The organism is Spirillospora albida, from assembly GCF_000718255.1.
GTDB lineage: Bacteria > Actinomycetota > Actinomycetes > Streptosporangiales > Streptosporangiaceae > Spirillospora > Spirillospora albida.
Genome location: NZ_JOFJ01000032.1, coordinates 1 through 21,500, shown reverse-complemented (window position 1 = coordinate 21,500; position 21,500 = coordinate 1). Strand labels below are relative to the sequence as shown.

Genomic DNA, 21,500 nt, shown 5'->3' with positions numbered 1-21,500 from the left:
GGGGCCTGAGCCGGCGCGTTTCGGATCGCGCTCTTTCGTCGTTGTCAGCAGACCCATCGGCACCACCCGACGAGGTCCTGAGGAAAACCCCGAAAACCTCATCCGCAGCCCAAGAGATCCGATGAGGACCCACGAGCGTGGAGCGCTCAGTCAGCAGCCATGGATCGGCGCGTAGACATCGAACGGAGCATGTTCGTGTTCGAGGACGTCACGTCCAGCACCCTGCGGGTGGGCCTCACGGGCCTCGCGCAGCGCCAGAGAGTCATCGCCGACAACATCGCGAACGTCGAGACCCCCGGATTCCTCGCGGGACGCGTCATGTTCGAGGACGCGCTGCGCCAGCGGATCGAGGGCACCGGCTCCCCGGCGGGCGCCCAGCCCACGGTGGCGCGGTCCCTGGAGCCCACGCGGGAGAACGGCAACAACGTCAACCTCGACCACGAGACGCTGTCCCAGCTGGACACCGGCCTGCGGTACCAGACCCTGCTGAAGGCGATGGACCACAAGTTCGGGCTGCTCCGTACCGCGATCAAGGGTGGGGGAGTCTGAGCATGACCATCTTCGGGGCCCTGGGAATCGCCGGCACCGGCGTCACCGTCTACCGCAAGTGGCTCGACGCGGTGGCGGACAACATCGCGAACGTCAACAACGCGTCCCCGACGAACGGGGAGGCGTTCCGCGCCCGCTACGTCCGGGCCCAGGCCGTCGACTACGGCACGCCCGCCGGCGCGCAGGTGGCCGGGGTCGAGCTCGGCAGCGCCGAGGGCCGCATGGTCCACGAGCCCGACAACCCCCTGGCCGACGCGGGCGGCTACGTCCGGTACCCGGACATCGACCTCGGCAGCCAGATGAGCCAGATGATCATGGCGCAGCGCTCCTACCAGGCGAACCTGTCGGTGGCGAGCCGCGCCGTCGACGCCTACCAGGCGGCCCTGCAGCTCGGGAGGAACGCGTGAACATCGAAGCCATCGGCCGGATCGCCGGCCCCACCGGCCCCCTCGGCCCGACGGGCGTCCAGGCGTCCGGCGCGGCGGGCGGCGCCGACTTCGCCGACACGCTCGCGCAGGGCGTCGAGCAGCTCCAGGCGACGCAGGCGAACGCGGACGGGCTGGCCGTGAAGGCCGCCACCGGTTCCCTGACCGACGTGCACGACTACATGATCGCCAGCACCCAGGCGTCCCTCGCGACGCAGCTGACCACCGCCGTCCGTGACAAGGCGGTCGCCGCCTTCACCGAGATCATGAGGATGCAGGCCTGATGCAGGAACGGGCATTCGCGCTCGCCAAGCGCGCCCGGGACACCTTCGGCTCCTTCAGCGCCGGGCAGAAGGCCGTCACGATCAGCGTGGTGGCCGTCCTCCTGGTCGGTGGGCTGATGTTCTCCCGATGGGCTTCCCAGCCGAGCTACGGCACCCTTTTCTCCAACCTCTCCGGCACCGACGCCTCCGCGATCGTGGAGAACCTCGCGAGCGAGGGCGTCCCCTACAAGCTGGAGGACGGCGGCAATACGATCCTCGTCCCGCAGGCGCAGGTGTACGACCTGCGGCTGAAGATGAGCGGCGAGGGCCTGCCGGCCCAGGAGGACAGCGGCTACGCCCTGCTCGACAAGCAGGGCATCACCACGTCCGACTTCATGCAGCACGTCGGCTACCAGCGGGCCCTGGAGGGCGAGCTGTCCCGGACGATCAAGTCGATCGACGGGGTCGCCAACGCCAGCGTGCACCTCGCGCTGCCGCAGAAGGACGTGTTCGCCGACGACGCCGCCAAGCCGACCGCGTCGGTCATGGTGACCACCCGGCCCGGCGCCTCGCTGGCGCGCGGGCAGGTGCAGGCCGTGGTGAACCTCGTCGGTTCCAGCGTGGAGGGCCTCGACCCCAAGAGCGTCACCGTCGCCGATTCCACCGGCAAGGTGCTGTCCACCGGGGACGAGAACGACCTGAGCTCCGCCGGCGCCGAGCGCGACCAGCAGACGCAGCAGTTCGAGCAGCGGATGAGCGACTCGATCCAGGGGATGCTGACGCAGGTCCTCGGCCGGAACAAGGCCGTCGTGAAGGTCACCGCCGACCTGGACTACGACCAGACCGAGACCAAGTCCCAGAAGTACGTGGCGGACCCGAACACCCCGCCGCTGTCGCAGACCCGCAAGGAAGAGGCCTACACCGGCGGCGGCACCGCGGTCGGCGGCGTCCTCGGCCCGGACAACATCCAGGTCCCGGCCGGCCAGAACGGCGGCGGCGACTACAAGTCCGCCACCGAGACCCGCGACAACGCGGTCGGCATGGTCACCGAGACCCGCCAGTCCGCCCCCGGCAAGGTCAACAAGCTGAACGTGGCCGTCATGGTGGACGGCAAGGCCGCCACCGGCGTCCAGGCGGGCGAGATCCAGCGGATCGTCAGCGCCGCCGCCGGACTCGACACGGCCCGCGGCGACGCGATCCAGGTCGCCGAGCTGCCGTTCGACCAGAGCGGCGACCAGGCCGCCGCCGCGCAGGACGCCGCCGCGAAGAAGGCGGAGGAGGCCGCGCAGCGCAACGAGATGCTCAAGACCGGCGGTGTCATCCTCGGCATCCTGGCCCTCGCGATCCTCGCCGGGCTGCGGGCGCGCCGCAAGCGCCGCTCCCAGCTCACCGCGGAGGAGATGGCCAGGCTCGAGGAGATGCAGGCCGCGCTCGAGGCCGCGAAGAACCGCGAGCTCGCCGGCGACCTGCGCGACGCGCTGCCCGCCGGGAAGAGCGAGCCGGAGGAGCCGGAGCCCGGCGCCGACCGCGAGGCCCTGAAGGGCGAGATCGCCGACATGGTCGAGCGGCAGCCCGAGGAAGTCGCCCAGCTGCTGCGCGGCTGGCTCGCGGACCGGAGGGGCTAGCGATGACGACCGAAACGATGTCCGGCCTCCGGAAGGCCGCCGTCCTGCTCGTCCAGATGGGCAAGGAGGACTCCGCGAAGGTGCTGGCGCAGCTGCGCGAGCCCGAGGTCGAGGAACTCACCGCGGAGATCGTCCGCCTGGGCTCGATCGACCCGACCATCGCCACGGACGTCCTGACCGAGTTCCGCGACATGGCGACCGCCTACCGGTACGCCGGTCAGGGCGGCATGGACTTCGCCCGGGAGCTGCTGGAGGCGTCCCTCGGCCGCGAGCGCGCCGGGGAGATCGTCAGCCGGCTGTCGGCGTCCCTCGTGGACCTGCCGTTCAGCTTCCTGCAGCGGGCCGACCCCCGCCAGGTGCTGTCGTTCCTCCAGGACGAGCACCCGCAGCTGATCGCGCTGGTCCTCGCGCACCTGCCCGCGCATCTGGCCTCGCAGATCCTCTCGGGCCTCAGCCCGGACCTGCAGGCGGACGTGGCGCACCGCATCGCGGTGATGGACCGGACGTCTCCGGACATCATCCGCAACGTGGAGGCGCAGCTGGAGCGGCGCATCTCTTCGGTGCTGCAGCCGCAGGACCTGTCGACGGTGGGCGGCCTCCAGCCGCTGGTCGACATCATCAACCGCGCCGACCGGGTCACCGAGCGGCTCATCCTCGAGGGCCTGGAGGGGCGCAGCCCCGAGCTGGCCGAAGAGGTCCGCAGCCGCATGTTCATGTTCGAGGACATCGTCCACCTGGACGACCGCGCCGTTCAGCTGGTGGTCCGGCAGGTCGAGACCGCCGACCTCGCCACCGCGCTCAAGGGCGTCGGGCAGGGCACCCTCGACAAGATCACCAAGAACCTGTCGGAGCGTGCCGCCGAGAACCTGCTGGAGGAGATCGAGCTGCTCGGCCCCGTCCGCATCCGGCAGGTCGAGGAGTCCCAGGCCAAGGTCGTGCACGCGATCCGCGCCCTGGAGGAGTCCGGCCAGATCGTGATCCGACGTGGGGATGAGGATGAATTCGTCGCCTGACCTGATCGACGGGGTCCTGCGGGGCCCCGGCGCGGGCGCGCTGAGCACCGCGACGTTCCGCACCGACTTCACCGGCCGGGCCAACCTGCCGCCGGAGCTGGTGGCGGAGGCCCGCGCGCAGGCGCGGGCCACCGGGTACGCCGCGGGCTGGGCGCAGGGCCGCGAGGAGGGCCGCCTGGCCGCGGCGGCCGAGGCGCGGGAGCTGGCCGCCGCCGCCGCGCTCGCGGAGTCCGCGCGGGCGGCCGAGGCCGCCCGGGTGCTGGGCGCGCTGGCGCAGGCCGCGGCCCGGCTGGAGCAGCGGACCGCACCGGCGGCGACCGAGCTGGAGGACCTGATCGTGGCCGCCGCGTTCCGGCTGGCCGAGGAGATCCTCGGCCGGGAGCTCGCGCACACCCCGGAGCCGGGACGGGACGCCCTGGCCCGCGCGCTGGGGCTCGCCCCGGCGGGCCTGCCGGTCACCGTCCGGCTCAGCCCGGCCGACCGTGCCGCGCTCGACCCCGACGGCGCCGGCGCCCTGGAGGTCGACGGCCGCACTGTGACGCTCGTCACAGACCCGAATCTGAAGGCCGGGGACGCCACGGCCGACAGTGAGGCGACCGCCATCGACGCCCGACTGGAGACCGCCGTCCAGCGGGCCAAGGAGGCACTGGGCCTTTGACTTCAGCACTGACCACGCGGATCGACGCGCGGATCGACGCCGCCGGACTGGCCGCCCGCCCGCGGGTGACCGGCCGGGTCGACGGGATCGTCGGCCTGTCCGTCACCACCCGCGGCGTCCCCGGGACCGTCGGGGACCTGGTGCTCCTCGGCGAGGGGCCGGCCACGGTCCCCGCCGAGATCGTCGCGATCGACGCCGACCGGCTCAGCTGCCTGCCGCTCGGCCCCCTCACCGGCATCGGCGCCGGCACCACCGTCGTCTCCACCGGCGTCCCGCTGCGCATCCCCGTCGGGGACGCGCTGCGCGGCCGCGTCCTGGACGGCCTCGGCCGCCCCATGGACGGCGGCCCCTCCCTCGCCGGCCTGCCGGCCGTCCCGGTCGACGCGCAGGCGCCGAACGCCCTGGAACGACAGCTGATCACCGAGTCGCTGCCGCTCGGCGTCCGGGCCCTGGACACCATGACCACCGCCGGGCGCGGGCAGCGCCTCGGCATCTTCGCCGGCTCCGGCGTCGGCAAGTCCAGCCTGCTCTCCATGATCACCCGCGGGACCGAGGCGGAGATCTCCGTCATCTGCCTGGTGGGGGAGCGCGGCCGCGAGGTCCGCGAGTTCCTGGAGCGCGACCTCGGCCCAGGCGGCCTCGCCCGCTCCGTCGTCGTGGTCGCCACGTCCGACCAGCCGCCGATGGTGCGGCTGCGCGCCTGCTTCGTCGCCACCCGCATCGCCGAGTGGTTCCGCGACCAGGGCTCGGACGTCCTGCTCATGATGGACAGCCTGACCCGCGCCGCCATGGCGCAGCGCGAGGTCGGCCTCGCCGCCGGCGAGCCGCCCGCCACCCGCGGCTACCCGCCGTCGACGTTCGCGATGCTGCCCCGGCTGCTGGAGCGCGCCGGCCCCGGCCGCATCGGCAGCATCACCGGCCTCTACACCGTCCTCGTCGACGGCGACGACCACAACGAGCCCATCGCGGACGCCGCCCGCTCCATCCTGGACGGCCACGTCGTCCTCGACCGCCGCCTCGCGACCGCCGGGCACTTCCCGACGATCGACGTCCTGGAGTCGGTGTCCCGCGTCGCGGGCGCCGTCACGTCCCGGGAGCAGCGCACCATGGCCACCACGCTGCGGCGGATGATGGCCGCGCACCGGGACGTCCGCGAGCTGATCGAGATCGGCGCCTACGTCCCCGGCACCAACCCCGACGCCGACCTCGCCCGGACCCTGTGGCCGCGCATCGAGGCGTTCCTGCGCCAGGACATGGACGAGCGCTGCTCGTCCGACGACGCCTGGCGGATGCTCACCGACCTGCTCCCGGAGGCCCCGGCGTGAAACGCAAGTTCAAGCTCGCCCCGGTCCTGCGGGCCCGCCGCGCCCAGGAGAACGCCGCCAAGGGCGACGTCGCGCGCGCCCGGCTGGAGGCCGTCACCACCGACGAGCACGCCCGGCTCCTCGACCAGGAACTGGAGGCGCGGATCGTCCACCCGGAGACGTCCACGGCCCTCGCGTTCGCCGCGACCCGCGCCGCGCTGCGCGCCCGCGCCACCGACCTGTCCGCCGCCCGCGCCGCCGCCGACCGGGCGCACGGCATGGTCGGCGAGCACCTCGCCGCCTGGTCCGCCGCGTCCTCGCGGCGCCGGTCGGTGGAGAAGCTCGGCGAACGCCACGCCGAGGCCGTCCGCCGCGCCGACGAGGCCGCCGACCAGCGCGCCGTCGACGACCTGACCACCCGCCGGAAGGAGGCCGACCGATGACGGCCATCTCGGAGATCGCCGCCCGGATCGCCCAGATCCAGGCGCTGAGCCGCCCGCAGGCCGCCGCGACGGCGACGTCCGCGGCCGCGTCCGGAACGAAGTTCGCGGAGGTCCTGAACTCCGTGCAGAACACCACCGCCGGGTCCGCCCAGGCCGCCACCGGAACGGCCCCCGCGGCCGGAACCACGGCCTCGGGCAAGCTGGCGGGCGTCCCGTACGCGAACCTGTTCACGGCCGCCGCCGCCAAGCACGGCGTGCCGGCCGCGCTGCTCGCCGCCGTCGCGAAGACCGAGTCGAGCTTCGATCCCGACGTCGTCAGCCACGCCGGCGCCCGCGGCCTCATGCAGTTCATGCCCGGCACCGCCCGCGGCCTCGGCATCGACCCGTCCGACCCGGCCGAGGCCGTGGACGGCGCCGCCCGGCTGCTGAAGCGGCTGATCGGCAAGTTCGACTCGCTGCCGCTGGCGCTCGCCGGCTACAACGCCGGCGAGGGCGCCGTCGCCAACTACGGCGGCATCCCGCCCTACGCAGAGACCCAGGCCTACGTCCGCAAGGTGCAGGCCGCCATGAAGTCCTACGGCGGCTGAGGAGACTTCCCGTGACGAACATCCCCATGACGGTGCCGACGGCACCGGCCAAGACCGCCGCGTCCGCCCGCCCCGCGGGCCAGGTCCCCGGCGAGACCGGCACGGAGAGCGCCGACGCGTTCACCGCCGCCCTGATGGCCCTCGCGGCCGGAGGCGTCCTCCTCCCGCAGCAGCAGGTCGAGGCCGTCCCCGCCGCCCCGGCGGGCACCGTCCCGATCATCCTGGACGCGGCCCCGGCCGTCGTCCCCGCGTTCCCTCCGGCCGTGGAGGGCGACGTGCTCCCGCCCGTCGTTCCCGGCCAGAGCCAGGAGCCGATCGTCCAGACGGCGGTCCCGGCGGCCCCCGTCGAGGAGGCGGGCGTCCCTGCGCAGCCGATGCCGAACGCCCCGTCCGGCGAGACCGAGCAGGCCGTCCCGCAGGCGCCGGTCCCGGCCGCCGAGCCGGAGGCGGCGGCGCCGCAGACCTTCCCGGTCCCGCGCCCGCAGATCCTGAACACCCCGGTCGTCGCGCCGGCGGCGGAGCCCGCCGTCCAGGCCCAGGCCGCCGCGGACGCCCCGGTCGCGGCCACCGAGCCGGCACCGGCCGTCAAGGCGGCCCCGATGATCGACCCCGCCGCCGCCCCGGCACCGGCGACCCCCGTCACGGAGGTCCACGCGCCCGACGCGCCCGCCCCGGCGTCCCGTCCGGCACCGCCCCCGGCGACGCAGGTCGCGATGCAGATCCTGCCGCTCCGCGAGGGCCCCGACGGCGTCCACCGCCTCACCGTCCACCTCAACCCGGTCGACCTCGGCCCGGTCAGCGTCGTCGCCGAGGTACGGGACGGCACCGTCCACCTGCAGCTGTCCGGCATGGAGGACGGGGCGCACGACGCCCTGCGCGCCGCCCTGCCGGAACTCCGCAAGGAACTCGAGGACGGCGGCTTCTCGTCCTGCACCCTCGACCTGACCCGCGAGGCGCCGCACGGCCGCCAGGAGCACCAGAACCGCACCCTTCCCGGACCCGGGCGGCCACCCGCCGCGATGGAGGATGTCCCGTTGCCCGACGAGCAGCCCCAGCCCGTGACGCGCCCCGGCTCACGCCTGAACGTCCGACTCTGACCCTGGAGGGACCCGCATGACCACCCCCATCAACGGGGCCGCGTCCGCCGCGACCCCCGCGCCGGCGGCCAAGACGTCCAACCCCAACCAGCTGGGCAAGGACGCCTTCCTGAAGCTCCTCGTCGCGCAGATGCGCTACCAGGACCCGAGCAAGCCCACCGACTCCGCCCAGTTCCTGTCGCAGACCGCCACCTTCACCCAGGTGGAGCGGCTCGAGGAGCTGGCGGCCGCGCAGACCGAGATGCTCGCCGCGCAGCGCATGCTGTCGGCCGGCAACCTCGTCGGCAAGACCGTCTCCTTCACGGGCCCGGACGGCACGGAAGCCTCCGGCCAGGTCACCTCCGCATCGTTCACCGGCAGCACCCCGACCCTCCGGGTGGGGAACACGGACGTTCCGCTGTCGTCGGTCAAGGAAATCCGCACCGCCTAACCCCTAAGGACACCGACACCATGCTCCGCTCCCTGTTCTCCGGCATCAGCGGCCTCCGCGTCCACCAGCAGAAGATGGACGTCACCGGCAACAACATCGCCAACGTCAACACCACCGGCTTCAAGACGTCCCAGACCAACTTCCAGGACACCCTGAGCCAGATGATCAACGCCGCGGGCGCGCCCGGCGGCAACCTCGGCGGCACCAACCCCGCCCAGATCGGCCTCGGCGTCCGCCTCGCCGGCATCGACACCAACTTCGGGCAGGGCGCCGCACAGACCACCGGCCGCAACACCGACCTGATGCTGAGCGGCGACGGCTTCTTCGTCGTCAACAACGGCACCGAGCAGCTCTACACCCGCGCCGGCTCGTTCAACTTCGACTCCACCGGCGTCCTCGTCTCCGCCGACGGCAGCCGCATCCAGGGCTGGACCGCCGCCGGCGGCGCCATCGACGACACCCTGGCGATCGACGACATCACCCTCCCGGCGAACCTGCAGTCCTACACCATCTCCCAGGACGGCACCATCGTCGGCGTCCTCGCCGACGGCACCAAGGAGGCCGTCGCCCGCATCGCCGTCGCCGACTTCGTCAACCCGGCGGGCCTGGAGAAGGCCGGCAACTCCACCTACCGCACCACCGTCAACTCCGGCGTCGCCACCGTCGGCACCGCCGGCGAGGGCGGCGCGGGCCTCATCCAGAGCGGCGCCCTGGAGATGTCGAACGTCGACCTCGCCCAGGAGTTCACGAACCTGATCATCGCCCAGCGCGGTTTCCAGGCCAACACCAAGGTCATCAGCACCTCCGACGAGCTCCTCAACGACCTCGTCAACCTGAAGCGCTGATATCCCCGCGAGAGCGGCGGCCCCGGATCACGGGACCGCCGCTCTTGTCATTCGGAGGCCCGCCGCCCTGGGCGGCGAGACTTTAAGTGTATGATGTACGCCTACGAAGGGCGGTACATCGTGGCCATCAAGTCCGAGCACGACCTCGTCGATTTCCTCGTCACCTACACCCGCGACATGGCGTTCGCGGACGAAGAGCCCGGCGCCATTCTCGACCGCTACTTCGTCCCCGACTTCGAGTACCGCAACGACGGCCTGGTCATCGACCGGCAGCGCATGATCGAGCACGTCCGCCCGGTCCGCCGGAACGTCGACCGGGCGGCGGCCGCCGAGGACCGGCCCGGGGTCGAGGTCCACGAGGCGCTGGTCCGCGGCGACCGGATAGCCGCCCGCTGGACGCTCCGCACCAGAATGCGGAAGGGCACGACCTTCACCGCCGAGGTGTACATGTTCGGGCGCCTGGCGGCGGACGGCCGAATCCAGCGGATCGACCAACTCAGCAGACCGCTGGAAGAAGACCGGCTCCGGACCGGGTCATAGCCCCTTCAACAGGAGCAGCGCGTAGGCCGCGAGCGTGGAGTCGTCGGTGATGCGGCCGTCGTCCACCATCCTGCCGAATTCGGCGCGGGAGACCCACGACTGGCGCATGTCCTGCTCTTCGGGCTCGCGATCGTGTTCCCCCTCCTCCAGGTCGGTCGCGAGGAAGATGTCGAAGCCCTGGCCGCTGGTGCCATGGGAGCAGTTGAGGAAGCCGAGATGCCGCAGCGTCCCGGCACGCAGGCCCGTCTCCTGCGCGAGTTCGAGACGGGCCAATTCCTCCGGGTCGCCCTCCCGCCTGTCCGGAAGGCTTCCCTGCGGGAAGTTCCACGTCCGCCTGCCGATCGGGTAGCGGAACTCCTCCACCATGTGGAAGCCGTCGTTCTCAGCGGGAATGACGAGGACGAAGTCCGGTTTGTGGACGACGCCGAAAATCCCAGGGGAACCATCAGGCCGCTCGACCCGGTCCTCCGTAACGGTCATCCAGCGGTTCTCGTACACGACCTTGCTGTTCAGCTTCTTGATGACGCCCTCTGCGGTGTCCATACCTCAGCCCCTCACTCCGCGCCGCGAGGTGGCACCGTCCGCGCCACTCCTCCATTCTTCCGCCCGACTCGCGGCGGAGTGTTCTCCTTTGCGGATCAGTTGCGGGCTTCGGCGATCCGCGTCGAGCGCGGTTCCGGCTCGTGGTCGCGGCGGGGGAGCAGCAGCGGGGTCGCCAGGATGAGCAGTCCCGCGACCGCGATGGCGGTGCGCGGGCCGGTGGCGGCGGCGAGCAGCCCGCCGAGCGCTGTGAGGACGGCGATGGACGCCTGCTGCCCGACCGACCAGGCCGACAGGGTGCGGGCGACGAGATGCGCGGGGGTCTGCTCGAGCCGGTAGGTGGCGAGCACCGGCGTGTACAGGCTCATGTTGATGACTATCGCCAGCTCGACGGCGATCACGGTGGCGAGGCCGGCGGCGCCGGGACCGACGAAGGCCAGGCCGATCAGCCAGACGGCGCGCAGGGTGCCGACGATCAGGAAGACCCTGCGCCGGCCGTGGCGCGCCACGACCCGCCGGGCCAGCCGGGAGCCGATGAGCCCGCCGAGGCAGGGGGCGGCGAAGGCGAGGGCGTACTGCCAGGGCGGGAACCCGAGGTGGCGGAGGAGGAGCACGGCCAAAACCGGTTCGGTGGCCATGATCAGACCGCTGACCAGCAAGTTGTTGAGGTAGAGCGCGCGCAGACCGGGATGGCCCATGATGTGCCGCCAGCCGTCCAGCAGCGCGCTCGCCCCGACCGCCTCCCTCCCGGACGTCCGCAGCGCCTCCTCCCTGCCGCGGATCGCGGCGATGCCCAGCGCGGAGAGCAGGTGGCTGAGGGCGTCGGCGACCACGGTGGTGACCGGTCCGAACAGGCCGATCGCCGCCCCGCCCAGCGGCGGCCCGACCGCGATGGAACTCCAGTTCGTCGACTCGAACCGGGCGTTGGCCACGAGCAGGTCGTCCGGCCGGACGAGGGCCTTGAGGTAGGCGCCGCTCGCCGCGCCGAACGCGATCCTGGACGCGGCGACCACCGCCGAGACCACGAGCAGCTGGACGAAGCCGAGCAGGCCGAAGGCGTAGGCGACCGGGATCGTCGCCATGGCCGCGAAGCGGACCAGGTCCATCGTGATCATGACCGGGCGCTTGCGCCGGAACTCCACCCACGGCGCGAGCGGCACCGCGATCAGCGCGCCGACCGCGGGCCCCACCGCCGACAGCGCCGACACCTCGGCGGGGCCGGCGTGCAGCACCAGGACCGCGATCAGCGGCAGCGCCCCGAACCCGAGCCCGGACCCGTACGCGCTCACCGCGTACGCCGCCCACAGCAGACCGAACCGCCCGCCCAGCCGTCTCCTGCCCACCCTGCCCCCTCGACCTGCCGCCCGAACAATCGGTTGTTGATCGAAGAGAGCTAATCGGCTGACATAAAGGCAGGTCAAACAACCATATGGCCCGTTCTCCACAACCAATGGTTGTTCACTAGGGTGGCTCCGCGTGGATCTCGAAGCAGTGCGCACCTTCTCCGTCATCGCGGAGACCGGGCAGTTCCAGAAGGCCGCCGTGGACCTGTCGGTCAGCCAGCAGGCGGTCTCCAAACGCGTCGCCGCGCTGGAGCGCGACCTCGGCGTGCGGCTGTTCACCCGCACGCCGCACGGCGCCGAACTCACCATCGACGGGCAGGCGTTCCTGCCCCACGCACGCGAGCTGCTGCGCGCCGCCGAGCGCGCGGCCGCGTCCGTGCGCATCGGCCACCGCCCCCTCCGCGTCGACGTGATCAGCTCGCGCGGCGCGGCGTCGGGCCTGCTGCGCGGCTTCCACCGCGCGCACCCCGGGATCGACCTCGACGTGCTCATGCTGCTCGACATCGGGGCGGCCGTCACCGCGATCCGCTCCGGCGCGATCGACGCGTCCTTCCGCGCCGTCGCCGCACCCGGCCCGCCCCTGCCCGAGGACGTCGCGTCCGTCCGGGTGCTGGACGAGCCGCTCCAGCTCCTCACCGGCCCCGGCCACGCGCTGGCGGGCGCCGGGTCGGTGACCGTCGCCGAGCTGGCCGGGCACCGGATCTGGATGCCCGGCATCGTCCCCGGCTCCGAATGGGCCGCCTACTACGACGACCTCGTCGCCGGCTTCGGTCTCACCATCGAGGCGACCGGCCCCAACTTCGGCTCCGACGCGCTCCTGGACACCATCGCCGACACCCCGGCCCTCGCCACCTTCATGGGCGAGCACACCCGCCTCATCTGGCCCGCCGGCCACGGACTGCGCCGCGTCCCGGTGACCGACCCGACGCCCGTCTACCCGCACTCGCTCCTCTGGCACCGGGACAACCCCCACCCGGCACTGGCCACCCTCCGCACCTACCTCGCCTCCACGGCGACCCCCCACGACGCCCCCGGAACCTGGACGCCGAACTGGGCCGTCCCACCCGAACGGGCGGCCCCGGACCATCGGGGGTCCGGCAGAGGGTGACTCAGGTGTCGGCGCCTCGGGGGATGCCGAGGGTGGCGAGCAGGTCTTCGTGGAACTGGATCCAGACGGTATGGCACGCGTCGATGTCCGGGGCGTCCACCCAGCGCTTCTGGCCGGCCTCCACCTTGGCCAGGGCCGCGGAATAGCGGTCGGAGTAGCCGTCGAAGCGCTGGAGGCGTTCCGCCAGCCGGTCGCACACCCCGCGGAACGCCTTGTCGAGCGCCGCCAGCGTTCGCAGGACGCGTTCGTCCCATGCCCAGTCGGTGTGGTCGTTGAAGGCCATGGGGTCGGCTCGCGTCGGACGGATCTGCCAGTTGGTGCAGGCGATGCCGAACCGCCGGTTGAGCGGGAGGAAATCGGCGTGCGCGTCCGTCACGACCTCGCGGGCTCCCGCCCGGTCGAGCTCGATCGACAGTCGCCGCTCGTTCTCGGTCCGGCCTTTCTCGGTGATGGACCAGCCGGAGCTGCCCGCGAAACTCGTGGCGCTCACCCATCCTCTCGCTTCATGGTCCAGAAGCAGTTCCTCGACCAGTGCCGTGTCGAGCCGGAAACGGGCGCCGATCCGGGACGGCGACGCGAACCCGAGGACGCGCGGGCCGTGCAGGACGAGGTCGTCATCGGCGGAGACATAGGGCGGCATCGTCACTCCTCCCGCTGCGATCGGCTGGTGATCCGGTCGAAGCGCTGCAGCGCCGCCTGGGCCGAGCCCAATCCCATCGCGCGGGCGATCCGCGACCACGACAGGCCCTGCGCCCGCGCGGTGAACAGCACGGCGGCCTCGAGCTGGTCCATCTCCGCGCGGGCGGCGGGCAGCAGCGTCAGGGCGGCCAGGACGTCCTCGTCGGTGCGCTCCTGACCGGGCCATACGGCGAATCGGAGCAGCTCGGCGGCGGACGGCGGCTGCCGCTCGTGCCGCCACGGCGCCCGCGGCAGGTCGGAGGCACCGGCGTCCATGAGGCGCCGCCGCGCCGCCTGCTCGGCGGCGGCCCGCTCCCGGTCATGTTCGTGATCGCGCACGCCGCCACCCTCCAGCATCAACATCATGTTGTCAACATTATGTTGATGAGTCGCCGTCCGGAGGGGCCGGGCCGGCTCCCCGGCGCCTGAGCCGCCGCCAGGCCCATCGCGTCCACACGGACAGGACGACCACGGACACCGCCAGAAGCATGGTCAGGAACAACCAATCCCACGACCACGCGGCGGGATAGACGACCACACGATTTCCGGTATCGCGCGCTCTCACCCGGTCGCCCGCGTGGTCGACGTCCCCACCGGGGGCCAACCGCACATTGCGGCGAACCGTCGCGCCATTGTCGGAGACGAAGTCTCCCCGCCACGAGCAGGTCTTCCCGCATTCCTCGTTCCTGGCGGTGAAGCTCCCCAGCTCGCCGCCGCGGAACAGAGCGGCATAGGCGGGCCGCACATCCTGGAGCCCGTAGAAGAGGGTGAAGACCGCCAGCGCCGGCACCAGCACCTTGAAGAACCACCAGTCATCGCGCATCTCGCCCTCCTCAGGAAAGGACGCACGAACGGCGCCGAGTGGCTACCGGTCTGGCCGCCAGGCGGCCCGGAGCCGCCTCCTCAGCCTCACGGGCACGATCATTCCGGACGTGCACGTGGCGCTCTGCGGCCACATCTTCCGACGGCCAGTAGGGTCGCTCACGTCGTCGCCATCGGAGGGAGCCGTCAATGAGTGTTCGTCGTGTCGTACCGAATGTCCAGTCGGACGCCGTGGAGGAAAGCCGGGACTTTTACGGCCTGCTGGGCTTCGAGGAGGTCATGAACCATGGCTGGATCATGACGCTCGCTTCCCGTTCCAGGCCGGAGGCGCAGATCAGCTTCATGGCGGGGGACAAGACCGCACCGGTCGCACCCGATCTCAGCGTTGAGGTCGATGATGTGGACGCGGCCTATGCGTCGGTCCTGGAATGCGGGGCGGAGATCGTGCACCCTTTGCGGGATGAGGAGTGGGGGGTGCGCCGATTCTTCGTGCGAGACCCCAACGGCCGTGTCGTCAACGTCCTGGGCCATCGGTAGGGTCGCCGCATGTCCGCTCCCGTTCCGGCCGTCCGGTCGTTGAGAGAGCCGAAGCCGCCCAGGGTACCCGCGGCGCTTGCCGCGGCGGGTGAGGCCGATGGCGAGTTCGTCCACGACGGCGTCTACCTTTCGCTGGCCTATGAGGGCGCGCAGGTATCGGGGACGGACGTCGAGGACGCCGAATTCGAGCGGTGCCGTTTCGTCCGGGCCGGGTTCACCGGCGTCGGCCTCGTCCGGCCGGGTTTCACGGACGTCGAGTTCACCGGCTGCGACCTGGCGAACCTGCGGCTCGACCACGCCAGGCTGTCCACCACGGCGGTGACGAACTCCCGGATGACCGGTCTGCGGATGACCGAGAGCGGGCTCCGCGACACGCTGTTCGACGGATGCCGCGCGGATCTGGCGAGCTTCCGGTTCTGCCATTTCCGGGACGTGGTGTTCCGCGACTGCAACCTCGCCGAGGCGAACTTCCAGAACGCCGAGCTCACCGACGTCCGGTTCGAGAACTGCAAGCTGGCCGCGACCCGGTTCAGCGGCGCCACCATGAACCGGGTGCGGTTCTCCGGCTGTGACCTGAGCGGCGTCGCCGGGGTCGGCTCCTTCAAGGGCGCCATCGTGTCCGCCGCCGACGCCACCACACTGCTCCACGCCCTGACGTCCGCCCTGGGAATCACGATCGAGGACTGACCCGCCGGTCGAGGGAGGCGCGCTCCCTCGACCGGCGGTCCGCGGCGCACCGGTCAGTACAGCAACCGGATGTCGGTGCGCCGGTTCTCGGCACGCCCCGCGGCGGTGGCGTTGGACGCGCGCTTGCGCGTCTCGCCCCAGGAGACCGCGATCGTCCGCGTCCCTCCGCCGAGGATCCTGCACACCGCCCTGGCCCGCTCCTGGGCCAGGTCCCGGTTGTAGCCGCGGGTGCTGCGGCTGTCGGTGTGGCCGTCGCAGCGAACCGCCCGCACATCCCCGAGGTGAGCGCGCAACCGCTTGAGATACCGCACATCGGCGGGCTTGACGGTGGCCGAGTCGGTGTCGAAGTACACCGGGCGCAGCGTGATCGGCTGCCTGGCCGCGGTCAGGCGCGTCGGAGTGACGGCGGTGACCGTGCGCGAGGACCCGAGGGGCCTGATGGTGGCCCTGGCTCGGGTCACCACGCCTCCCAGCCGTCGCGTCATGGCCTTGCCCGTGGCGTTCAGCGTGACGGGGACCATCACCCGGGTGCTGGCGTGCGTCGCGTCCAACGCGATGCTGCCCTGGCCGAGTACCTGGTGCTTGCCGGTGGCGGTCTCCAGCGTCACCGCGCACTGGCTGATCCGTCCGCTGCCGAGCACGCACGGCACCTGGACGCGGTCGCCGTCGACGGTGACCTCGGGCGCCACCGGAACCGACGGGATGGGCGTGGCGGGCGGTGCGGTGACGGTGGGCACGTAAGCGGCCTGGCCGGTCTGGCCGTAGACGTCGCCGATCCGGTAGACGACACCGGTGGCGGTACCGCTGAAACCGCTCACCGGAGCGAAGGTGATCATGCCGGTGACAGGGGTCAGGGTGTAGACGCCCTCACCCGGGACGGTCAGCGACACCACCGGCGTCGTGCCGTCCAGCAGAGCGACCGACCCACCGGCCGGAAACACGACGATGGTGCTCTGCACGGCGGTACCCACACCGGTGGACGTCCGCGCGAGCGGCGCCGGGGCGGCGGGCTTGGTCACGGTGGGCGTGTAGGTAGCCGTGCCGGTCTGACCGTGGGCGTCGCCGACCCGGTAGACGACACCGGTGGCGGTACCGCTGAAACCACTCGCCGGAGCGAAAGTGATCACTCCGGTGACAGGGGCGAGGGTGTAGATCCCCTCACCCGGGACGGTCAGCGACACCACCGGCGTCGTGCCGTCCAGCAGAGCGACCGACCCGCCGGCCGGGATGGTGGCCGTCCGCTGCTGGAGAGCGGTGCCGACGCCGGTGGACGCCAGGTTCCCCGGAGCGGGAGGCGGCGAGACCGGGACCGTGTAGGCGAACGGATCGGCGGTGCCGGTGGGCGAGGTCCCGGACGGCGTGGTGACGGTCACCTCGACGACACCGGTGCCGGCCGGGGCGGTCGCCACCAGGTGCTCGGAGTCGAGCACGGTGACGGCGGTGGCCGGTACGGCGCCGAAGTGCGCGCCGGTGACGCCGATGAAGTTCTCCCCGTGCACGTGGACCTCGGTGCCGCCCGCCTCGGCGCCGGACGCCGGGCCGATGGAGGTGACGACCGGGGGCGGACCGGCCACGGCCAGGCGCGCGCGGGCGGGCTGGTGGTCGCCGGTGAGGGTGCTGGTGTCGATCGGAAGGGTGGTGACGTGGGCGGTCGCCTCGGTCTCGTACAGGCCGGAGGTGGCCGGGGCGTCCAGATCGAAGGTCAGCGAGCGGCTGGTCGCCGCCGGGACCGTGAACGGCCCGAGGAAGATCCGCTGCCGGCCGACGGCGACCGGTGCGGGCGCGGCCGCGCCGTTCCAGGCGACCGAGCCGGCCCGGTAGGTCAGGGCGGCCGGGGCGGCGGGCAGGGTGACGGTCACATCGTCCAGGGTGACCGGCACGGCGCCGTTGTTGGTGACCTCGGCGCTGTAGGTGCTCGTGCCGCCGGACGCGGGCAGCGCCGCCGGACCGGCGGTCAGGGCGAGCGTGGTGTGGTTGTCGGCCGGCATCAGCGGGGGGAGCGCGGTGTAGGTGCCGTCGATGGAGGTGTGCTTGACCTGGGTGCCGCTGCTGATGTGCGACATGGGGGTGATGGCGGTGGCCGAACCGGTGACGCCGACGGCCTGGAAGGTGAAGGTCGCCGTGTAGTCGGTGTCGCGGGGCGCCATGCCCGACAGGTACAGGGTGTCGCGGTAGGTCGCGGTGGTGCCGCCGGTCATCTGGATGCGCACGCCGGTCAGCTTGTAGGCGTTGGCGGGCCAGTCGGCGTAGGAGGCGGGGGTGATGGAGAAGATGCCCGCGGCGCCGATGGTCCCGGTGGAACCGGTCAGCCGAACCGTGACGTCCCCGCCGAGCTGCGGCGGGGCGGGGGCGCTGGAGGCGCCGGTGACCTTGTTCGCGGCGGCGTCGATGTCGGACTCGGCCGTCAGCGTCATCGTCGTGGCGCACAGGGGGCCCGCGGCCAGGTCCGGGCGGGTGGTGTGCACGGTGATGGTGTGCGTCTCGGGGACTTCGCTCTCGCCCGCGGCGGTGAGGTAGAAGTAGGCGTTCGCGCTCGCTCCGGCGGCCAGCGCGCCCAGACGCGTCAGCCCGGTCTCCTTGGCGGCCAGGGAGATCTGCGGGCCGGAGAACGACCCGGCGCTCACCCACAGGTCGGCGTGGGCCGATCCGCTGGTGTTGGTGATCGTGTAGGCGGCGTACGCGCTGTTGATCTTCGGGGTGGGACGCAGGTCGAGGTAGAGCACCGGGGCCGAGACACGGGTCACGGTGACGGTGGCCGCCCCGCAGGCTGACACCGCATCGGCTCGGACGGGCGTGGCGGTCACCGGCAGGCCCGCCAGAAGGCATGTCAGCATCGCGATCACCGCGGTCGCTGCGCGCCGCGCACGGATCATGCGCAGCGGGGCGCGGAAGGCGGAGAGGATGCCGGGGCGCCGTCCAATGGCCGCCTCGGGCACCCGCGCGAGAATCGTCACGTAGGTACTCCTGTCTGGGCGGCGTCCGTGCCGCGATGGTCCCTCTCTTGTCGACGCGGCGGGCGTCCGGATGAGGAAAGGCGGACCTGACTTCGAATACGGACGGTGGCCCCGGGGGCCTGCGGACCGGTTCAGCCGGTCATGGCCGCGGTCGCGGAGGACGCCACGTCCCGCGCGGCGGACACGATCAGGTCGTGGGTCTGGGCGGTGGTGGAGCGCTGCTCCGCCATCACCTGGCCGACCTGGTCCTGGATGGCGCTGACCTCGGCGACCTGGTCGGCGACGCCGCGGACGGCGGTGACGACGGTGGCGGCCTGGACCTGGACGTCCGCGACGGTGGCCTCGATCCGCTTGGTGGCGTCGGCGGTCTGCGAGGCCAGCTCCTTGACCTCGCCCGCGACGACGGCGAACCCCTTGCCGAGCTCACCGGCGCGGGCGGCCTCGATGGTGGCGTTGAGGGCGAGGAGGTTGGTCTGGTCCGCCACGCTCTGGATCAGCCCGGCGATGGCGGAGATGTCGGTGACCGCCGTGCCCAGCCGTTCGATCGCGGCGACGGCGTCGGTCGCGGTGGCCATCGTGCCCTTCAGCCGGGAGCCGGCGTGCTCGACGGTCTCGCCGGCTCCGGCCAGCGCGGTCTGGAAGTCGTTCAGGGCCTCGTCGCTCTGCGCGCCGAGACGGTCGCCGACTTCGGCGACGCGGCTCAGCACGTCCTGGAGCCGCGCTGCCAGCCGCTCGCTGCGCTCGAGCTGGGCGCTCGCCTCGGCGGCGGCGTCGGCCTCGCGCGCGAGGGCGTCCTCGACGGCCCGGTGCAGCGCCTCCTCGGCGGACCGGGCGAGCTCCTCGCGCTGGACGGCCGCCTCCTGCTGCGCGGTCGCCGTGAAGCGCCAGTACGCCATCTGCGCCGCGCACATCATCAGGACGAACGTCGCGTGCAGCAGCGCCCACGGCAGCGGGTTGTCGCCGCGTCCGCTGTCGTCGGAGAACACGATCTCGGTGGCGACCAGCCCGAGGCCCAGATGGTGGACGGCCACCAGCAGCACCGACAGCCCGAACGGCACCCAGTCCTGGTAGAGCCCGATCAGCGCCAGCACCACGAAGAAGTGGAAATGCAGGTCGACCAGGCCGCCCCCGGCGTGCACGAACGCGTCGCAGGCGAGGATCAGCCCGACCGCCACAGTGACGGCGCGCGCCCGGCGGCCCTGCAGCACACCTGACAGCACAGCGCACACCAGCACGCCGGCGACCACGGCCCACAGCGCGAGCGCGTGGTGCCCGCGCGCCTCACCGGTCACCAGTCCGAGGACGGCGATCACCGGCAGGTGCAGCCACAGGATGGCGCCCAGCACCCGGTGCCGCGCGGCGAACCCGGCGTCCGACAGCTCGATGGTGGGGAACAGGCGCGTCATCGCCTGGGAAAGCATGGGCGAACCTCCAGGTTGCTCAGCTCGAACCATCGGCCGCGAACCGATCGAACTGAGAACTCCCGCAGGTCGCCCCTGGACGTCCGGCCGGGCGATGAGCTACACGCGGAGCATGGCGTCGCCTTCGGGAGCGTGCTCGTCCAGATACCGGTCGAGTTCGGCCTGCTCCGAACGCCGGGTCAGGATGCCGGCCTCCTCGGCGACATCACCGCGGAACCGGCGGGGGGTGCGGGCATGCTGGCGAAGGTGGAAGACGGAAAAGTCGTTTCGGTGATCACCTGGTCGGCACCCGTCCCGGACTCCAGTGGCGAGTCGTGATCTCGCTGGCGGATCTGGTGGGCGCGGTTCAAGGTTCGTCAGGGTCGTGGGGTGAGCCCTTCGAAAAGGATGGTGAGGAAGTGGCCGGCTTGGGCTGGTTCGCCTGCGCGGGCTATGGCGGTGGTCAGCGTCATCAGTTCGGTGATGCCGAGGTCGGCGCGTATGGCTCCTGCGTTCTGGGCTGCGGTGAGCAGGGGAGCGGCGGCTTGTCGCAGGGCGTCGTGCCAGGCCGCGACCTGCGGCGGCTCGGCGTCGGGCGGCCCCTGGTGGGCGGCCATGAACGCCTCGCCGAGGACTCGGCACTCGGTGATGTGGTCGACGATCTCCTGGAGCCAGCCGAGCAGCGCGGTGGCGGGTTCGTGTGCGGCCGCGAGGTCGGTCGCCGCGGCGCAGAGTGCCTGGATCTGCTGGTCGTAGACCGCCTCGATCAGGTCCTGCCTGGTGGGGAAGTGGCGGTAGAGCGTGGCGTTGGCGACCCCGGCGGCCTTGGCGATGTCGTCGAGCGAGGCGTTGACGCCATGGGCGTTGAGCACCGGCTCGGCGGCCGCGAGCAGGCGCTCGTAGTTGCGCCGGGCGTCGGCGCGACGGGCGGGTCGGGAAGGCATGGCCCCATCCTAGTTGCCAACCGGGGACTGCTCCCCGTATCGTCCCTTCCAGGAAACGGGGACTGGTCCCCGTTTTAGGAAAAGGGACTGCCATGACCGAGACCATGGGACCGGCCGCCGTCGTGAGGGCGATGATCATGACCCAGAGCGACGACTTGGAGGCGAGTCTGGAATTCATCGCCCACGACTCGATCGATCAGGGCCGACAGGCCACCCGGGAGGACTGGCGGCGCAAATGGGAGGCCATGCGGGCGGGCTGCCCGGACATGGAGGTGACCGTCGAGCACAGCGTGGAGAACGGCGAGTGGGTCGCCAACCGTTACACCATTCGCGGCACGCACACGGGCGACTTCTTCGGCCAGGCCCCGACCGGTGAACGCTTTGAGATCCACGGGATGGACATGGTCCGGGTACGTGACGGCCGGCTCATAGAGCACTGGGCCTTCGCTGAGCCGCTTCCTTCCCGGCGATAAGACGGCCCGTGCACCAGAGCAGAAGCGACCCCGCGGCGGCGACCCGGCCGGTGGCGCCTTCGGCCGGGTCAGCTGTGTCCGGTCGGTGTCGGCGCGGCTTGTGGGTCGCCGGGTCGGCGTGTGCCGCGAGGGACGCTCAGGCGGCGAGGCCGTGGATGTCGGTGTGGGCGAGGCGGGTGTGGAGGGTGCCGGTGGTGGCGATGGTGTTGTAGTAGGTCTGGCGGCGGCGGGCGGC

26 protein-coding genes are annotated in these 21,500 nt (G+C 72.1%); 18 read left to right on the top strand and 8 right to left on the bottom strand.

All coding sequences use genetic code 11. The features are described from left to right. Positions 1 to 159 precede the first annotated feature (159 nt). The 13 genes from IE99_RS0127615 (at position 160) to IE99_RS0127555 (ending at position 9,779) form a co-directional block, all read left to right on the top strand. Positions 160 to 549, top strand: a complete 390-nt coding sequence (locus IE99_RS0127615) for a flagellar basal body rod protein FlgB (RefSeq protein ID WP_211258947.1) — start codon at positions 160 to 162, stop codon at positions 547 to 549. A gap of 2 nt (positions 550 to 551) precedes the next feature. Then, positions 552 to 956 (top strand): flagellar basal body rod protein FlgC, encoded by a 405-nt coding sequence (locus IE99_RS0127610; protein WP_030177129.1) that lies wholly within the window; start codon positions 552 to 554, stop codon positions 954 to 956. Next, positions 953 to 1,258 carry a flagellar hook-basal body complex protein FliE gene (gene fliE, locus IE99_RS0127605; RefSeq protein WP_030177127.1) on the top strand — a complete coding sequence of 102 codons (306 nt, stop codon included), beginning with the start codon at positions 953 to 955 and terminating at the stop codon, positions 1,256 to 1,258. Before IE99_RS0127610 ends, fliE begins: the two co-directional genes overlap by 4 nt. Further along, positions 1,258 to 2,862: a flagellar basal-body MS-ring/collar protein FliF gene (gene fliF, locus IE99_RS0127600; protein WP_030177125.1), complete on the top strand. Its 1,605-nt coding sequence runs from the start codon at positions 1,258 to 1,260 to the stop codon at positions 2,860 to 2,862. The genes fliE and fliF overlap by 1 nt, the downstream gene beginning before the upstream one ends. Positions 2,863 to 2,864: 2 nt before the next feature. After that, positions 2,865 to 3,875, top strand: a complete 1,011-nt coding sequence (fliG, locus tag IE99_RS0127595; RefSeq protein WP_030177123.1) for a flagellar motor switch protein FliG — start codon at positions 2,865 to 2,867, stop codon at positions 3,873 to 3,875. Continuing rightward, entirely contained in the window at positions 3,859 to 4,533 is a 675-nt protein-coding gene (locus IE99_RS0127590) for a FliH/SctL family protein (RefSeq protein ID WP_030177121.1), read from the top strand. The genes fliG and IE99_RS0127590 overlap by 17 nt, the downstream gene beginning before the upstream one ends. Beyond that, positions 4,530 to 5,858 carry a FliI/YscN family ATPase gene (locus IE99_RS0127585; protein ID WP_211258946.1) on the top strand — a complete coding sequence of 443 codons (1,329 nt, stop codon included), beginning with the start codon at positions 4,530 to 4,532 and terminating at the stop codon, positions 5,856 to 5,858. The genes IE99_RS0127590 and IE99_RS0127585 overlap by 4 nt, the downstream gene beginning before the upstream one ends. Further along, on the top strand, positions 5,855 to 6,280 hold the full coding sequence (locus IE99_RS0127580) for a flagellar FliJ family protein (protein ID WP_030177117.1): 426 nt from the start codon (positions 5,855 to 5,857) through the stop codon (positions 6,278 to 6,280). Before IE99_RS0127585 ends, IE99_RS0127580 begins: the two co-directional genes overlap by 4 nt. Then, positions 6,277 to 6,867: a lytic transglycosylase domain-containing protein gene (locus IE99_RS0127575; RefSeq protein WP_051713411.1), complete on the top strand. Its 591-nt coding sequence runs from the start codon at positions 6,277 to 6,279 to the stop codon at positions 6,865 to 6,867. The genes IE99_RS0127580 and IE99_RS0127575 overlap by 4 nt, the downstream gene beginning before the upstream one ends. 11 nt (positions 6,868 to 6,878) lie before the next feature. Continuing rightward, a complete protein-coding gene (locus IE99_RS0127570) occupies positions 6,879 to 7,964 on the top strand; it encodes a flagellar hook-length control protein FliK (protein WP_030177113.1) in 1,086 nt (361 codons plus the stop codon). 16 nt (positions 7,965 to 7,980) lie between these two features. Continuing rightward, positions 7,981 to 8,394: a flagellar hook capping FlgD N-terminal domain-containing protein gene (locus tag IE99_RS0127565; protein WP_030177112.1), complete on the top strand. Its 414-nt coding sequence runs from the start codon at positions 7,981 to 7,983 to the stop codon at positions 8,392 to 8,394. Between the two features lie 20 nt (positions 8,395 to 8,414). Further along, positions 8,415 to 9,239 carry a flagellar hook-basal body complex protein gene (locus IE99_RS0127560; protein WP_030177104.1) on the top strand — a complete coding sequence of 275 codons (825 nt, stop codon included), beginning with the start codon at positions 8,415 to 8,417 and terminating at the stop codon, positions 9,237 to 9,239. A 90-nt stretch (positions 9,240 to 9,329) separates the two neighbouring features. Further along, positions 9,330 to 9,779: a nuclear transport factor 2 family protein gene (locus IE99_RS0127555; protein ID WP_245623367.1), complete on the top strand. Its 450-nt coding sequence runs from the start codon at positions 9,330 to 9,332 to the stop codon at positions 9,777 to 9,779. Here the strand turns inward: IE99_RS0127555 and IE99_RS0127550 are convergent. Both IE99_RS0127550 and IE99_RS0127545 read right to left on the bottom strand, forming a co-directional pair. Continuing rightward, complete coding sequence (locus tag IE99_RS0127550; protein WP_030177100.1) at positions 9,774 to 10,322, bottom strand: NUDIX domain-containing protein; 549 nt, start codon at positions 10,320 to 10,322, stop codon at positions 9,774 to 9,776. The two genes, IE99_RS0127555 and IE99_RS0127550, sit on opposite strands and share 6 nt — an antisense overlap. A gap of 95 nt (positions 10,323 to 10,417) precedes the next feature. Beyond that, positions 10,418 to 11,662 (bottom strand): MFS transporter, encoded by a 1,245-nt coding sequence (locus IE99_RS0127545; RefSeq protein ID WP_051713409.1) that lies wholly within the window; start codon positions 11,660 to 11,662, stop codon positions 10,418 to 10,420. Between the two features lie 133 nt (positions 11,663 to 11,795). On the opposite strand from IE99_RS0127545, the gene IE99_RS0127540 reads away from it, so the two are divergent. Then, positions 11,796 to 12,770, top strand: coding sequence for a LysR family transcriptional regulator (locus IE99_RS0127540; protein WP_051713407.1), 975 nt, complete (start codon positions 11,796 to 11,798; stop codon positions 12,768 to 12,770). Position 12,771: 1 nt separating this feature from the next. Here the strand turns inward: IE99_RS0127540 and IE99_RS0127535 are convergent, their stop codons facing one another. The 3 genes from IE99_RS0127535 to IE99_RS0127525 are packed head-to-tail and all read right to left on the bottom strand — an operon-like array spanning position 12,772 to position 14,271. Further along, positions 12,772 to 13,410, bottom strand: coding sequence for a hypothetical protein (locus tag IE99_RS0127535; protein WP_030177094.1), 639 nt, complete (start codon positions 13,408 to 13,410; stop codon positions 12,772 to 12,774). Between the two features lie 2 nt (positions 13,411 to 13,412). Further along, positions 13,413 to 13,787 carry a hypothetical protein gene (locus IE99_RS0127530; protein WP_037560190.1) on the bottom strand — a complete coding sequence of 125 codons (375 nt, stop codon included), beginning with the start codon at positions 13,785 to 13,787 and terminating at the stop codon, positions 13,413 to 13,415. A 37-nt stretch (positions 13,788 to 13,824) separates the two neighbouring features. Next, positions 13,825 to 14,271: a hypothetical protein gene (locus IE99_RS0127525; protein ID WP_030177092.1), complete on the bottom strand. Its 447-nt coding sequence runs from the start codon at positions 14,269 to 14,271 to the stop codon at positions 13,825 to 13,827. 188 nt (positions 14,272 to 14,459) lie between these two features. Between IE99_RS0127525 and IE99_RS0127520 the strand changes: the two genes are divergently transcribed. Then, positions 14,460 to 14,807 carry a VOC family protein gene (locus tag IE99_RS0127520; RefSeq protein ID WP_030177091.1) on the top strand — a complete coding sequence of 116 codons (348 nt, stop codon included), beginning with the start codon at positions 14,460 to 14,462 and terminating at the stop codon, positions 14,805 to 14,807. Between the two features lie 9 nt (positions 14,808 to 14,816). Further along, positions 14,817 to 15,494 carry a pentapeptide repeat-containing protein gene (locus IE99_RS0127515; protein WP_030177090.1) on the top strand — a complete coding sequence of 226 codons (678 nt, stop codon included), beginning with the start codon at positions 14,817 to 14,819 and terminating at the stop codon, positions 15,492 to 15,494. Between the two features lie 53 nt (positions 15,495 to 15,547). On the opposite strand, the gene IE99_RS0127510 is transcribed toward IE99_RS0127515, so the two are convergent. Together IE99_RS0127510 and IE99_RS0127505 are read right to left on the bottom strand one after the other, a co-directional pair. Continuing rightward, on the bottom strand, positions 15,548 to 18,448 hold the full coding sequence (locus tag IE99_RS0127510) for an OmpA family protein (RefSeq protein WP_030177089.1): 2,901 nt from the start codon (positions 18,446 to 18,448) through the stop codon (positions 15,548 to 15,550). A 131-nt stretch (positions 18,449 to 18,579) separates the two neighbouring features. Then, complete coding sequence (locus IE99_RS0127505) at positions 18,580 to 19,869, bottom strand: methyl-accepting chemotaxis protein (RefSeq protein WP_030177088.1); 1,290 nt, start codon at positions 19,867 to 19,869, stop codon at positions 18,580 to 18,582. A gap of 132 nt (positions 19,870 to 20,001) precedes the next feature. Between IE99_RS0127505 and IE99_RS0127500 the strand changes: the two genes are divergently transcribed. After that, complete coding sequence (locus IE99_RS0127500) at positions 20,002 to 20,187, top strand: hypothetical protein (protein ID WP_030177086.1); 186 nt, start codon at positions 20,002 to 20,004, stop codon at positions 20,185 to 20,187. A 38-nt stretch (positions 20,188 to 20,225) separates the two neighbouring features. On the opposite strand, the gene IE99_RS0127495 is transcribed toward IE99_RS0127500, so the two are convergent. Next, positions 20,226 to 20,792: a TetR/AcrR family transcriptional regulator gene (locus IE99_RS0127495; protein ID WP_030177084.1), complete on the bottom strand. Its 567-nt coding sequence runs from the start codon at positions 20,790 to 20,792 to the stop codon at positions 20,226 to 20,228. A gap of 92 nt (positions 20,793 to 20,884) precedes the next feature. Here IE99_RS0127495 and IE99_RS0127490 point away from each other — a divergent pair, with 92 nt between their 5' ends. Continuing rightward, positions 20,885 to 21,265, top strand: a complete 381-nt coding sequence (locus IE99_RS0127490) for an ester cyclase (protein WP_051713405.1) — start codon at positions 20,885 to 20,887, stop codon at positions 21,263 to 21,265. Positions 21,266 to 21,500: the final 235 nt, after the last annotated feature.

Bases quoted from the DNA above. Each gene is read 5' to 3' on its own strand.
- IE99_RS0127565 (WP_030177112.1), top strand. From the start codon at position 7,981: ATGACCACCCCCATCAACGGGGCCGCGTCCGCCGCGACCCCCGCGCCG.
- IE99_RS0127590 (WP_030177121.1), top strand. From the start codon at position 3,859: ATGAATTCGTCGCCTGACCTGATCGACGGGGTCCTGCGGGGCCCCGGC.
- IE99_RS0127560 (WP_030177104.1), top strand. From the start codon at position 8,415: ATGCTCCGCTCCCTGTTCTCCGGCATCAGCGGCCTCCGCGTCCACCAG.
- IE99_RS0127495 (WP_030177084.1), bottom strand. From the start codon at position 20,792: ATGCCTTCCCGACCCGCCCGTCGCGCCGACGCCCGGCGCAACTACGAG.
- fliG (WP_030177123.1), top strand. From the start codon at position 2,865: ATGACGACCGAAACGATGTCCGGCCTCCGGAAGGCCGCCGTCCTGCTC.
- IE99_RS0127515 (WP_030177090.1), top strand. From the start codon at position 14,817: ATGTCCGCTCCCGTTCCGGCCGTCCGGTCGTTGAGAGAGCCGAAGCCG.
- IE99_RS0127535 (WP_030177094.1), bottom strand. From the start codon at position 13,410: ATGCCGCCCTATGTCTCCGCCGATGACGACCTCGTCCTGCACGGCCCG.
- IE99_RS0127575 (WP_051713411.1), top strand. From the start codon at position 6,277: ATGACGGCCATCTCGGAGATCGCCGCCCGGATCGCCCAGATCCAGGCG.
- IE99_RS0127520 (WP_030177091.1), top strand. From the start codon at position 14,460: ATGAGTGTTCGTCGTGTCGTACCGAATGTCCAGTCGGACGCCGTGGAG.
- IE99_RS0127525 (WP_030177092.1), bottom strand. From the start codon at position 14,271: ATGCGCGATGACTGGTGGTTCTTCAAGGTGCTGGTGCCGGCGCTGGCG.
- IE99_RS0127490 (WP_051713405.1), top strand. From the start codon at position 20,885: ATGACCGAGACCATGGGACCGGCCGCCGTCGTGAGGGCGATGATCATG.
- IE99_RS0127550 (WP_030177100.1), bottom strand. From the start codon at position 10,322: ATGGACACCGCAGAGGGCGTCATCAAGAAGCTGAACAGCAAGGTCGTG.
- IE99_RS0127610 (WP_030177129.1), top strand. From the start codon at position 552: ATGACCATCTTCGGGGCCCTGGGAATCGCCGGCACCGGCGTCACCGTC.
- IE99_RS0127555 (WP_245623367.1), top strand. From the start codon at position 9,330: ATGATGTACGCCTACGAAGGGCGGTACATCGTGGCCATCAAGTCCGAG.
- fliF (WP_030177125.1), top strand. From the start codon at position 1,258: ATGCAGGAACGGGCATTCGCGCTCGCCAAGCGCGCCCGGGACACCTTC.
- IE99_RS0127615 (WP_211258947.1), top strand. From the start codon at position 160: ATGGATCGGCGCGTAGACATCGAACGGAGCATGTTCGTGTTCGAGGAC.
- IE99_RS0127505 (WP_030177088.1), bottom strand. From the start codon at position 19,869: ATGCTTTCCCAGGCGATGACGCGCCTGTTCCCCACCATCGAGCTGTCG.